Below are 12,166 nucleotides of genomic sequence, written 5' to 3' on the forward strand. Positions count from 1 at the left end.
GTGTCATGACGCCGCTCACGAGATTGTGGCGCCATGCTCAAGCCTTCTCCTGAAAAACTTCTCGCTCTCGGCATGTCGTTCTGGAACGCCAAGGCGCTGCTCTCGGCAGTGGAGCTCGGCGTCTTCGACGCTCTCGCCGACGGCCCCGCCGACCTTGCGACGCTGACGACGAAGCTCGGGTTGCACCAACGCTCCGCGCGCGATTTTTTCGACGCGCTCGTGGCGATGAAAGTGTTGGAGCGCGACGCCAACGGGCGTTACGCCAATACGCCCGAGACGGATTTTTTTCTTGTGCGCGGTCGGCCGAGCTATGTCGGCGGGCTGCTGGAGATGGCCAATGCGCGTCTCTATGAGAGCTGGGGGCGCCTGTCGGAGGCGCTGAAAACGGGTCGCCGACAGAGCGAAGATCAGGACGCCAGCGATCTTTTCGCGGCCCTCTACGCCGATCCGCAACGTCTGCGTGGCTTCCTCTCCGCGATGAGCGGCGTGAGCGCCGGCGCCGCCCAGGCGATCGCCGACAAATTCTCCTGGCGGGACTATCGGACCTTCGTCGACGTCGGCGCCGCGCAGGGCATGGTCCCCGTCACAATCGCGCGGGCGCATCTACATCTTTCGGGCGGCGGCTTCGACCTTCCCCAAGTCGGACCGATATTCGAGGAATTTTTCGCCGCCAATGGGCTCGCGGAGCGACTACGGTTCTACCCCGGCGACTTTTTCAAGGACGATCTGCCCAAGGCCGACGTCATCATCATGGGGCACATCCTTCATGACTGGGATCTTGAGCAAAAGCGGCTGCTGTTGAAGAAGGCCTATGACGCCCTCCCAGAAGGCGGCGCGCTCATCGTCTATGAAGCCATGATCGATAATGATCGTCGCGAGAACGCTTTCGGCCTGCTGATGAGCCTCAATATGCTGATCGAGACCGATGGCGGCTTCGACTTTACGGGGGCCGACTGCGAGGGCTGGATGAAGGAAGCCGGGTTCTCCAGCTCCCGAGTCGAGCATCTGACGGGGCCGGATTCCATGGTGGTCGGCGTCAAATAGAGCCGCCGCGCGCGCGAACGCGTCCACGGCGCCTGCGACGAATCCCCGCGCCGCCGCGCTGGATTTTGGTTGGACAGAAGCTAGTTTTGAATTATTCTAATTCCTGTGTCGCGGCCTGACGGCCGCGCCGACTCGAATACTCGGAGGCAAGAAAATGGCTATGCTCAAGGGCAGCAAGACCGAAGAAAATTTGAAAGCCGCCTTCGCCGGCGAATCGCAGGCGAATCGCCGTTATCTCTATTTCGCTCAAAAGGCCGACGTTGAGGGCTACAATGACGTGGCCACCGTGTTCCGCTCCACCGCCGAAGGCGAGACCGGCCACGCCCATGGCCATCTGGAGTTCCTGGAGACCGTCGGCGATCCTGCGACCGGCCTGCCGATCGGCAAGACCGCCGATAACCTCAAGGCCGCGGTCGCCGGGGAGACGCACGAATACACGGACATGTATCCCGGCATGGCGCGCTCGGCCCGCGACGAGGGCTTCGAGGAGATCGCCGACTGGTTCGAGACGCTCGCCAAGGCTGAGCGTTCGCATGCCGGCCGCTTCCAGCGCGCCTTGGACGAGCTGAAGTAAGGGCGTGTTGAGTCCTTCTCCCGCGGAGCGGGAGAAGGTGGCCCTTGCGTAGCAAGGGTCGGATGAGGGCTGCCCTCACCCGGCTTGCTTCGCAAGCCACCCTCTCCCGCAAGCGGGAGAGGGGCGTCCGGCGTTCCCACCACAGGACCATCATGAGAGAAGGCAGTCTCGAGGCTCCGATCCGGCATCCGCTGGATTGGCGCAGCGCCGATTTCTATGACGATGCGAAGCTCGACGCGGAAATGCGGCGGGTTTTCGATATTTGTCATACGTGCCGGCGCTGTTTCAATCTGTGCGACTCGTTCCCGCGGCTCTTCGATCTCATCGACGAGTCGAAAAGCGGCGAGCTCGACACGGTCGCGAGCGCGGATTTCAAACAGGTCGTGGACGCCTGCACCCTCTGCGACATGTGCTTCATGTCGAAGTGCCCCTATGTGCCGCCACATGAGTTCAACATCGACTTTCCGCATCTGATCCTGCGCTACCGCGCGGTCGAAGCGAAGAAGAACGGCGTGCCCGCCGTCGATCGCGCGCTTGCCGACACTGACCGCTACGGCAAATGGGCGACGCTGATCTCAGGCGCGGCCAATTGGGCGACGCGCCGCGACAATACAACGATGCGCGGCCTCGAGGAGAAAGTCGCGGGCGTCGATCGCAACGCCGAGCTGCCAAAATACGCCAGCAAGACACTTGAAGCGCAGGCCGCGTCGCATCCGCCGATGCGCGACGAGTCGGCGCCGGCCAAGGCGCGCAAGGCCGTGCTCTACGCCACCTGCTACGGCGACTATAACGACACGTCGATCGGCATGTCGGCGCTCGCCGTGCTCGCAAAGAACGGCGTCGAGACGAAAGTCGTGCATCCCGCCTGCTGCGGCATGCCGAAACTCGAACAGGGGATGCTCGACGAAGTGGCGGAGGCGGCGCGCAAGGTCGCCGCGGCTTTCGCGCCCTATATCGACGAGGGCTACGACATTGTCGCGCCGGTGCCGTCCTGCGCGCTGATGCTGAAATTCGAATGGCCGCTGATTCTGCCGGAGGACGAAAGCGTCAAGCGTCTGGCTGAGGCGACATTCGACCTTTCCGAATATGTCGTCGACATCGCGCGCAAAGAGGGGCTGGCCGAAGGCATGGCGCCACTCGATGGCGGCGTCGCCTTCCATGTCTCCTGTCATTCGCGCGCCCAGAATATCGGCCAGAAAGGGGCGGAGCTGCTTGCGCTGATCCCGCAAGCCGATGTCGCCGTGGTCGAGCGCTGCTCGGGTCATGGCGGCGCCTGGGGCTACAAGAAGGGCAATTTCGAAACGGCGATGAAGGTGGGCAAGCCCGCCGCGCGGCAGCTGCAGAACGCCGACAAGAAGCACGTCGTTTCCGAATGCCCGCTCGCCGGACTGCATATCGAACAGGAGATCGAGACGCTTGGCGGCGAGACGCCGAGACCGGAACGCGTCGGCCATCCGATCGTGCTGATGGCGAGAGCTTATGGACTTACGGGCGCGTAAACGTCGGGTTTTTTCCTCATCCTGAGGAGCGAGCGAAGCTCGCGTCTCGAAGGGCGAGGAAAAATTTGCATAGGATGCCTCGCCCTCGTGCTTCGGAGACGCATCCCCCGGATGCTCCTCAGCATGAGCGCTCAGGTTGATGGAGCATCAAAAAGATGACGACACGTCACGAACTGACCCGCGCCGATATCCTCCCCTGGGCGGAATACGCCAAGGACCGGGCGGAACATCGAAAGCGCATCACGGCGCTCAAGCGGCATCGCCGGGTTGAGGTCGGCCCTTACGTCACCTTCTACTTCGAGAATTTCGATACGATGTGGCTGCAGGTGCAGGAGATGCTGCATATCGAAAAAGGCGGCGAGGCGCAGATCGCCGACGAACTTGCAGCCTATAATCCGCTCATCCCCAAGGGCAAAGAGCTTGTCGCGACCTTCATGATCGAGATCGACGACGCGCTGCGGCGGGCGCGCGTATTGGCGCAACTCGGCGGCGTGGAGGAGACGGCCTCCATCGAAGTCGGCGGCGAGCGCGTTGCCGGCAAAGCCGAGCAGGATCAGGATCGCACCACGGCTGAAGGCAAGGCGAGCAGCGTGCAATTCGTGCACTTTCCCTTTACGGAGGCGCAGATTGCGGCGTTCAGGGAGCCGAACACGCGCGTGATTTTGGGCTTGTCGCATCCCAACTACAGCCATATGGCCGTGTTGTCGGAAGCGACGCGGGCATCGCTGGCGGAGGATTTCAGTTAGTTCGAAGATCCTGCGCTTCAGCGCTTCATTGCTCTACTTCGGGCGCCTTGCGCTTCAAATGCGGGTCTGCGGCCGCTCGTGGCCCAGTCGACTCTGAGCGTTGCGGCGGTTCATCCTCGAGCCCACCCAGGAGCCGCTGATGAACGAGCGGAAAGGCGACCCCGAGCGTCAGGCCCCAAATCAATTGCCCCAGCAGCAGTCCCATTGCCGGGTAACCGCTCAAGACCGGCCGCTCCGGGAGCCATTGCAGCAGAGGTATTGGGCCCAACATCCACAACAGGAACCCGAACGCCAAACCAAACAACCAGCCCCCGCGCTGGTCGTTGGCGGCTCTCCGAAAGAGCGATCCATAGAGCAGGCCGCCAAGCGCCAAGCAGGCGACAACGGCCAGGACCGCAGAAGCGGCTGAGATGTTGGCCGCATCGGTCAAGGCGCCGAGCGTGCCGAAGGCGTGCAACGTCGCGATAGCCGGAACGTCGGCGGGCAGGCTCGTCAAAAAGCCGGTCAAGAGCGGGCGCTGCGTTGGGCCGGCGTCCAGTCCATGCGCACGCAGCATGCTAAGCATGACGCCGCCTCTCGGTTGAGCGTTCACGCTGCTGGCGGCAGTCGTCGATGACCGTCTCGATCGGAGGCGCCTCGCTCAGCTCCTGTGAGAACAGACTGATCAAATAGCGATAGGCCTGTCCCACAGGACGAGGATCGCGGTTGAGATCGAAAAGCCCGACCGGATTGACATTGCCGAGCGGCTCGCGAAGCGCGATGTCCCAGTCCACCTGATCAGTAAGCGAGTACCAGGTGAAGCCAACGATCGGCACGCCGCTTTGCCGCATGAGCTGGACATTGTGCCATTGCCGCCAGAGCCAGCGCGGAGCGTCACGGGCGTCCAGACAATTGGTCTCGGTATGCATCATCGGCCGCCGATAGCGCTGGTAATATTGATCGACGATGACATGCCAACCGAACAATTCGCCGAGCGCCTGAATGCGCCCCTCGGAGTCGACGAGCTTCTCGTTCCATTCGTAATAGTCGACGCCCAGAATAGCGCGCTTGCCGACGTCCTGTCGCATGAACCAGGCGTATTCCTCGGGCGGCATGCCGTGTTCGAAGAGATAGTCGCGCATGTCCTCGCGCACCGGATGCGCGTAAAGCAGGTCGAGGGCGAGAAAGCGACGCTGGTTTTCGAAGTCGGCGATCTTGCAAAGCCTCGGATCGGGACAGCACGACTGGAAAAATTCGCCGCTTTCGCTGTTCACGAAGATCGCGTCGGGTCGCTCAGTCGCAATGGCGCGCATCATGAGCACATTGGCCTTTGCGAGGTGACGGACGGCGGTGACGAAGGCGTGTTCGTCATGCGCTTGCTCGTTCCACAATCCTAAAAGCGCGCTGAGTTTCGCGCAGACGTACATTTCGTTGACCGGCGTATAGAAGCGCACCCAGTCATAACGCTGGGCGAAAGCCCGGGCGTAATCGGCGAGCGCCTGCGGCGTCTCCGGATTCTGGAAGTTTTCGAGCCAGTTCGGCAGGCCAAAATGGCAAAGATCCATGATCGGAATGATCCCCAGCCGTCGCATCTCGGCGGCGACCTCGTCCAGAAAGGCCCAGTCGTAGCAGCCCCGGCGCGGGTTGGTCAGATGAAGCGGCGGGCCATAGCGGAGATAGCGAAGGCCGAGCTGCCGCACCAGCTCGAGATCTTTGCGCCAGTAGCGATAGTGACTGCAGGCGGCCATCTCGTCCATGCGCCAGCGTCCGCGATCGAGCGTCGGATAGCTGCATTCGACGCCTGTTGCGAACATGAACCTGTCTGCAGGAGGAGGATCGGGGAGTTTCGCTTGAAGGGTTGTTCTACGGCGACGCTCAGACCCGAGGTTTGGCCGTTGTTCGACAGGATAGCCGACCGGCCGCACGTAAATGAGACCGAGCGTCGCGCCCCAGATCAGATGTCCAGCCGCGATGGAGATCGGCCCGCTCACGCCTCCCGCTAACCCAAACTGACCCGAGTGGGGCAACGCGCCGCTGACGAGGAAGGGATTCATCAGCTCGAACTGCGGGCGCATGATGAATATGGCCAGGAGCATAGGGATGAATGAAAATAGAAGGCCCTGAAACATCGGCCGAACGCGCAAGTTGGACCAGAAAAAATAGGCGTAGAAGACGGCGAAGATCGCACCGACCGTGAGATGCAGCGCCAATCCCACCGCCCAAGGCGCCCATCCGCTGGCATAAGGCTGCGCGAGAGCGCCAAGCGTGCCGACGATGTCGAAAACCGGCGCGCCCGACAGGATCAGCAGCCTGGCGATGGTTTCCCAGGCGACGGCTCCGGCCATGCCAGCCAAAACCGCCTTACCGTATGCGACTCGGCGGATCATGCTTTGCTCCTCGAGCTGACATCTGGAGCTAGCCCCCTGAGCGCAACCCCGCGCGACGCGTGAGGTTCCGGCATTGCGGAAGGATCGGCGCGCTGCGCGCCCCGACACAGCGGCGGCTCAGCTGCGTGCGAGCCGAGCCTCACGGCGCTGAATAATTACGGGATTGCGGCTGGACGCGCTTGCCGCTAAGTCGTCTCCAGCATTTCCCTCTTAAACGACCAGGGCCTTGAACAACGCCACCAACGACCCCGTCTCGCGGCGGCGAACTTTCGCGATCATCTCGCATCCCGACGCCGGCAAAACGACGCTCACCGAAAAGCTGCTGCTGTTCGGGGGCGCGATCCAGCTTGCCGGCGCCGTCAAGGCCAAGCGCAACGCCCAGCAGACGCGCTCGGACTGGATGAGCATCGAGCGCGAGCGCGGAATCTCGGTCGTCACCTCGGTGATGACCTTCGAATACGGTGGTTGCGTCTTCAATCTGCTCGATACGCCAGGCCACGAGGACTTTTCGGAAGACACCTACCGCACGCTGTCCGCTGTCGACGCCGCGGTGATGGTGATCGACGCCGCCAAGGGCATCGAGGCGCGCACGCGCAAGCTCTTTGAAGTCTGCCGCCTGCGCGACATTCCGATCGTCACCTTCATCAACAAGCTCGATCGCGAGGCGCGCGATCCTTTCGATCTCATCGATGAAATCGAGAAGACTCTCGCGCTCGACGCGACGCCGATCACCTGGCCGATCGGTTCGGGAAAAGGCTTTGCCGGCACCTACCGCTTCGCGACGAAAACTGTGCGCCGGATCGACGAGGACGCCGAGCTGCTGCAAACCAGTGGCCTCGATGATCCGCTGTTCGACACGCTCCTGCCAAACGGCGCGGATGCATGGCGCGAGGAGGCGATGCTCGCCGAAGAAGGCAACAAGCCTTTCGACATTGCCGCCTTCCGCGAAGGCCATCTGACGCCCGTCTTCTTCGGCAGCGCGCTGCGCAACTTCGGCGTCCGCGATCTGATCGACGCGATGGCGGAATATGCGCCAAGCCCGCGCGCGCAGGAGGCCGACAAGCGTCTGGTCGAGGCGAAGGAGCCGAAGATGACCGGCTTCGTCTTCAAGATCCAGGCGAATATGGACCCCAACCATCGCGATCGCATCGCCTTCATGCGCGTCTGCTCGGGTCGGCTCACGCGCGGCATGAAGGCGAAACTCATTCGCACGGGCAAGAATATCCCGATCAATGCGCCGCAGTTCTTCTTCGCGCGCGACCGCTCGATCGCCGACGAAGCATACGCCGGCGACGTTGTGGGCCTGCCCAATCACGGACAACTGCGCATCGGCGACACGCTGACCGAGGGCGAAGAGATCGTCTTTCGCGGCGTGCCGAGCTTCGCGCCGGAAATCCTGCGCCGCATTCTCATCGGCGACGCCATGAAGGCCAAGAAGCTGCGCGAAGCCTTGCAGCAGCTTGCGGAAGAGGGCGTCGTGCAGGTCTTCACGCCGCATGATGGCTCGGGCGCGATCGTTGGCGTCGTGGGCGCGCTTCAGCTCGACGTGCTGGCGACGCGGCTCGAGGGGGAATATGGATTGCAGACGCGCTATGAACAGCCGCGCTTCGCCATCTGCCGCTGGATCGCATCTGACGACCCAGCGAAGCTGAAAGGCTTCATCGATTCGAACGGCTCCAGCATCGCCGAAGATCTCGACGGGTCGCCGGTGTTCATGAGCTCGTCGGCGTTCCAACTCAACTATGACGCCGAGCGCAATCCGGCGATCATATTCTCGGATGTGAAGGACTATCAGAAAGGCGCCTGACGGGGCGCTTGAAATCCACAAAAGGCGAAAAGCCTATGCGCCTTTGACAAGCGCCCAGAGGGCGATGACGAGCGCGATCGTCGTCGCAATGATGAAGAGATTCTGGGTCAGCTCCACATATCGTTGAGCCTCGACCAGAACAGCCTCATAATATCTACTATACCATAAACTCTGCATTTCAGTCCTCGATTGCTCAACGGCGGCGAACTTCGACAGGGCGCGTCAGTCGATTCCCGGAACGAGCGGCGAAACGCGCTTTGGGTCGCGGAGAGGCGGCGCGCCGGACGGCGGCGGCCCAAGTCCTTCCGGGGGTCTGCTCGCCGACGCCTTCGATCGGGCGGCGGGGTCGACGCCAATGACGAGCGTGACGAGGTAGCGCTGGTCTTCCTCGGTGACGCTCGCGAAGGAGCCAAGGCCGGCGCCAATCGCGATGAAATCATCCTTATTCATTGTGTCGCGCTTGGCCGTCCGCTCCGAATAGGGACGAATGTCGCGATAGATGAATTCGCTCAGCGCGTCCGGGAAGAAGAGTTGTCCAGTCAATACGTTGGCGTCGTTAAGGAACGCCTTGAAGTGGATATGCGGCGTGCGTCCTGGATACCAGCCGGGATAGATGGACTTGAAGCTCGCGACGCCGGCATTGTCCGCGAGCTGAGAGCCGCGCAGGAAGGTTTCGCCTTTCGTGCTGATGGGTTGCGCGCGGTCGTCGCCCTGTCCCTGATAGTTCGAATAGAGGCCCGCCGCGTCGCAATGCCAGACGTCGACTCGCGCGCCGGCGATCGGCCGGCACGCCTGATCGACAATCTGAAGGCGCAACATGATCGGAACGCCCGTCTTGTTCTCGCGAATGTCAAAGCGAACCAGTTTGGGATCATAGTAATAGGGGCCCTGCACCGCTTCCGGCGTCAAAAGGCACGCCCGCGCCCCAAGCAGGGGGGGCCCCGAGTCCTCGGTCGGCGTCTGAGCGAAGCTCTCGCGCGTCGTTCCTCCGGCGGTCAAAGCGGCGACCATTGCCAGAACGTCGCGCCGATCCGGCCATCCTCTTTCGTCATTCATGCCTGAGCCTGTCGTTTGGACATTTTCCGTCGAAGCGGACGCCGCCTCGCGTCAGAAATTGCGTCGGTTCAAGAATTTGAGCGGCTTCATCATTAAAAGACGCGCGCAAACGAGCTACGGGTTTCCGAGTCCGCGAAGACTGAAGCTCGCAAGTGTATCGACCAGTCGTTCGAGCGACGATTCGTCGAATTTCAGCGCGAATGGGGCGCGCGCCAGCCGTTCCGCGTCGCGCACGAAGAACATCGGTTGATGCGCGAGCCACAGCGTTGCGAAAGTGACGGTTTCCGCGGGCGCCTCTTCGGGCAGGAAACGTTTCACGACGCGCTCCGCCAGTTGAAAGATGCGCGGCGGCGACGCCACGATGAAGGCGTTGAACGCTTCGCTCGGCCGCACGCTTTCCCAAGCGAAAATGCGCAAGTACATGCTGACGCGATCGCGCTTGACGAGCGGTAGCAGAAATTGACGCAGATAGAGCCGCAGCGCCTCTTCGGGAGAACGCGCGTCTAGTTCTTCCGGGCACAGAAAACTGCTCTGCTCGAGGGTCTTGGTCGCAGCAATCAGCACTTCGCGATAAAGTCCGTCCTTGCCGCCGAAGTGGTAATTGACGGCCGCCTGGTTGGCCATCGCCCTTTGGGTGATGAGCCGCACCGAGCCGCCGTCATACCCATATTCCGCGAAGACCGACGTGGCCGCTTTGATGAGCGCGGCGCGCGTCGTCTCTGTCGAGCGAGATGCAACGCGCGCCTGATCCAGATTACTCAAGGCGCCATCCTCAAAAAGGATATATGTTGACGAGGCTCGACACTGCGCCGCCAAGCGACGTCGCGCTATTCCAGGCCTTGCGGCCGAGCGGAGCCAATTTGGATGAGAGCCTTGTTGGGTCGAGCTTGGCCCACAAACTCCGTTCCTGGTGCTCCGCGTTCTCGCCCATTGTCCCAAGAGAGGCGGGCGGCTCGGCGTTGGTTGTCGGGGGCGCCGGCGGCGTCGACTCGACAGGAGTTCTCTTTTCCGGAGACGACTTGCGCAAGGCGACGACTTTCGTCGACCTGACGGTGATCGTCTCCGTCTTTTCAACGACGGCTTCGTTCGACCAATCCGAGATGTGCACCTGCGGATAGACGGCGAACAGCGCCGGAGCCGGCGGAGCGTTTTTCAACTTCGAGGATGGGCGCTCCGACTCCGCGGACTCGATCCGGTCGATGATTTTGCCGCTCACCGGGTCGGTCGTGAAAGCGATTTCCTTCAGCGCTTCGCCATTCTTCCATTGCGGGGGCAGGAATGCGATGAGCCAGGTCGCGACGAAACAGACTGCGGCATCGATGAGCAGTCTGCGTGACTTGGCGCTAAGCGCGGCAAATTTTATTTCCAGATGGTCGCTCATGACGAACCTCCGTTTTAAACGACTGATTGAAATTCAAACGCTCGTTTGAAGCGAAAATATGGCGCGTTGGTGACGCGGTTTTTCGCCCATCGGTCGAGGGCGACATGCGTCATTTTGGCGCTTGAGGAAACGAAGACGCTGGCGAGCGAAGCGCGGCCGCGTCGCAAAAGCGGATTTCGTTGGCGCTGGCGCAAAAATCGCCTCCACAAAGGAAAGGCGACTGGCGAAACCGGGCGCGAGACTTGATTTGGCCTCAGTCTGCGACCGAGCCTGCTCTTCCCGTCGCGTCTTCGCCGTGATAAGCGACGCGTCTCACGATGCGCGTCCTAAGGACCGGCTTCGCCGATTAAGACCGGGAGCCGGTTTTTGTTTTCGTTCAGCGCCGTTAGGCATAGAGGTCCATTCCAATGAGCCAATCCGGTTTCTTCACCGCCTCCCTCAGCGCTTCCGATCCGGAAATCGCGAAGGCGATCGAACTCGAACTCGGCCGCCAGAGGCACGAGATCGAACTGATTGCCTCGGAGAACATTGTCTCCAAGGCGGTGTTGGAGGCCCAGGGCTCGGTTCTCACCAACAAATATGCCGAGGGCTATCCCGGCAAGCGCTATTACGGCGGCTGCCAATTTGTCGACATCGCGGAGAATCTCGCGATCGACCGCGCCAAGAAGCTGTTTGACTGCGGTTTCGCGAATGTGCAGCCCAACTCCGGCTCGCAGGCCAATCAGGCGGTGTTCCTTGCGCTGCTTCAGCCGGGCGACGTCTTCATGGGGCTGGATCTCGCCGCCGGCGGTCACCTGACGCATGGGTCGCCGGTCAATGTCTCCGGCCGCTGGTTCAAGCCGGTGAGCTATACGGTGCGCAAGGACGATCAGCGCATCGACATGGAGCAGGTCGCCGCGCTCGCCAAGGAGCATAAGCCGAAGCTCATCATCGCGGGCGGCTCCGGCTATTCCCGCATCTGGGACTTCGAAGGCTTCCGCAAGATCGCCGACAGCGTCGGCGCCTATTTCATGGTGGACATGGCGCATTTCGCCGGTCTGGTCGCTGCGGGACTTCATCCGTCGCCGCTGCCGCATGCGCATGTCGTCACCACCACCACGCATAAGACGCTGCGCGGTCCGCGCGGCGGCATGGTGCTGACGAACGACGAGGCAATCGCCAAGAAGATCAACTCGGCGGTCTTCCCGGGCCTGCAGGGCGGTCCGCTGATGCATGTCATCGCCGGAAAGGCCGTGGCGTTCGGCGAGGCGCTGACCCCGCAGTTCAAGACCTATCAGCAGCAGGTCAAGGACAATGCGCAAATGCTCGCGCAGACGCTTGTCGACGCCGGTCTCGCGATCGTCTCGGGCGGCACCGACAACCATCTCATGCTCGTCGATCTGCGCCCCAAGAAGATCACCGGCAAGGCGGCCGAGGCCGCGCTGGGCCGCGCCCACATCACCTGCAACAAGAACGGCATTCCCTTCGATCCGGAAAAGCCCTTCGTCACCTCCGGCATTCGTCTCGGCTCGCCGGCGGCGACCTCGCGCGGCTTCGGCCAGAACGAGTTCAAAGAGGTCGGGCAGATGATCGTCGAGGTGCTCGACGGCCTCTCCTCGAAGGGCGAAGAAGGCAACGCCGGCACGGAAGCCGCGGTGAAGGAAAAGGTTCACGCGCTCACCGCGAAGTTCCCGATCTACTAGTAATCTGCTCC

12 protein-coding genes are annotated in these 12,166 nt (G+C 62.0%); 6 read left to right on the forward strand and 6 right to left on the reverse strand.

The annotated features are described in order from the left end of the window. Positions 1-33: 33 nt before the first annotated feature. From HUN39_RS14355 to HUN39_RS14370, 4 genes are all read left to right on the forward strand, one after another. Positions 34-1,044 (forward strand): methyltransferase, encoded by a 1,011-nt coding sequence (locus HUN39_RS14355; RefSeq protein ID WP_175095179.1) that lies wholly within the window; start codon positions 34-36, stop codon positions 1,042-1,044. 154 nt (positions 1,045-1,198) lie between these two features. Then, a complete protein-coding gene (locus HUN39_RS14360; protein ID WP_026223003.1) occupies positions 1,199-1,618 on the forward strand; it encodes a rubrerythrin family protein in 420 nt (139 codons plus the stop codon). Positions 1,619-1,770: 152 nt separating this feature from the next. Further along, complete coding sequence (locus HUN39_RS14365) at positions 1,771-3,117, forward strand: heterodisulfide reductase-related iron-sulfur binding cluster (protein ID WP_175095180.1); 1,347 nt, start codon at positions 1,771-1,773, stop codon at positions 3,115-3,117. Positions 3,118-3,272: 155 nt separating this feature from the next. Beyond that, a complete protein-coding gene (locus HUN39_RS14370) occupies positions 3,273-3,863 on the forward strand; it encodes a DUF3501 family protein (protein WP_175095181.1) in 591 nt (196 codons plus the stop codon). 25 nt (positions 3,864-3,888) lie between these two features. On the opposite strand, the gene HUN39_RS14375 is transcribed toward HUN39_RS14370, so the two are convergent. Both HUN39_RS14375 and HUN39_RS14380 read right to left on the reverse strand, forming a co-directional pair. Continuing rightward, positions 3,889-4,428, reverse strand: coding sequence for a hypothetical protein (locus HUN39_RS14375; protein ID WP_232366105.1), 540 nt, complete (start codon positions 4,426-4,428; stop codon positions 3,889-3,891). Beyond that, positions 4,421-6,229, reverse strand: a complete 1,809-nt coding sequence (locus HUN39_RS14380) for a family 1 glycosylhydrolase (protein WP_232366106.1) — start codon at positions 6,227-6,229, stop codon at positions 4,421-4,423. The genes HUN39_RS14375 and HUN39_RS14380 overlap by 8 nt, the downstream gene beginning before the upstream one ends. Positions 6,230-6,455: 226 nt before the next feature. Between HUN39_RS14380 and HUN39_RS14385 the strand changes: the two genes are divergently transcribed. After that, positions 6,456-8,036, forward strand: a complete 1,581-nt coding sequence (locus HUN39_RS14385; RefSeq protein ID WP_175095182.1) for a peptide chain release factor 3 — start codon at positions 6,456-6,458, stop codon at positions 8,034-8,036. 33 nt (positions 8,037-8,069) lie between these two features. Here HUN39_RS14385 and HUN39_RS14390 read toward each other — a convergent pair whose 3' ends face one another. The 4 genes from HUN39_RS14390 to HUN39_RS14405 form a co-directional block, all read right to left on the reverse strand. Then, positions 8,070-8,213, reverse strand: a complete 144-nt coding sequence (locus HUN39_RS14390; protein WP_175095183.1) for a hypothetical protein — start codon at positions 8,211-8,213, stop codon at positions 8,070-8,072. A 45-nt stretch (positions 8,214-8,258) separates the two neighbouring features. After that, positions 8,259-9,092, reverse strand: a complete 834-nt coding sequence (locus HUN39_RS14395; RefSeq protein ID WP_175095184.1) for an intradiol ring-cleavage dioxygenase — start codon at positions 9,090-9,092, stop codon at positions 8,259-8,261. 114 nt (positions 9,093-9,206) lie between these two features. Further along, positions 9,207-9,854 (reverse strand): TetR/AcrR family transcriptional regulator, encoded by a 648-nt coding sequence (locus tag HUN39_RS14400; RefSeq protein WP_175095185.1) that lies wholly within the window; start codon positions 9,852-9,854, stop codon positions 9,207-9,209. A gap of 10 nt (positions 9,855-9,864) precedes the next feature. Further along, positions 9,865-10,473, reverse strand: a complete 609-nt coding sequence (locus HUN39_RS14405; RefSeq protein WP_175095186.1) for a hypothetical protein — start codon at positions 10,471-10,473, stop codon at positions 9,865-9,867. Positions 10,474-10,880: 407 nt separating this feature from the next. Here HUN39_RS14405 and glyA point away from each other — a divergent pair, with 407 nt between their 5' ends. Beyond that, positions 10,881-12,155, forward strand: coding sequence for a serine hydroxymethyltransferase (gene glyA, locus HUN39_RS14410; protein WP_175095187.1), 1,275 nt, complete (start codon positions 10,881-10,883; stop codon positions 12,153-12,155). Positions 12,156-12,166: the final 11 nt, after the last annotated feature.

Source organism: Methylocystis silviterrae (assembly GCF_013350005.1).
Taxonomy (GTDB): domain Bacteria; phylum Pseudomonadota; class Alphaproteobacteria; order Rhizobiales; family Beijerinckiaceae; genus Methylocystis; species Methylocystis silviterrae.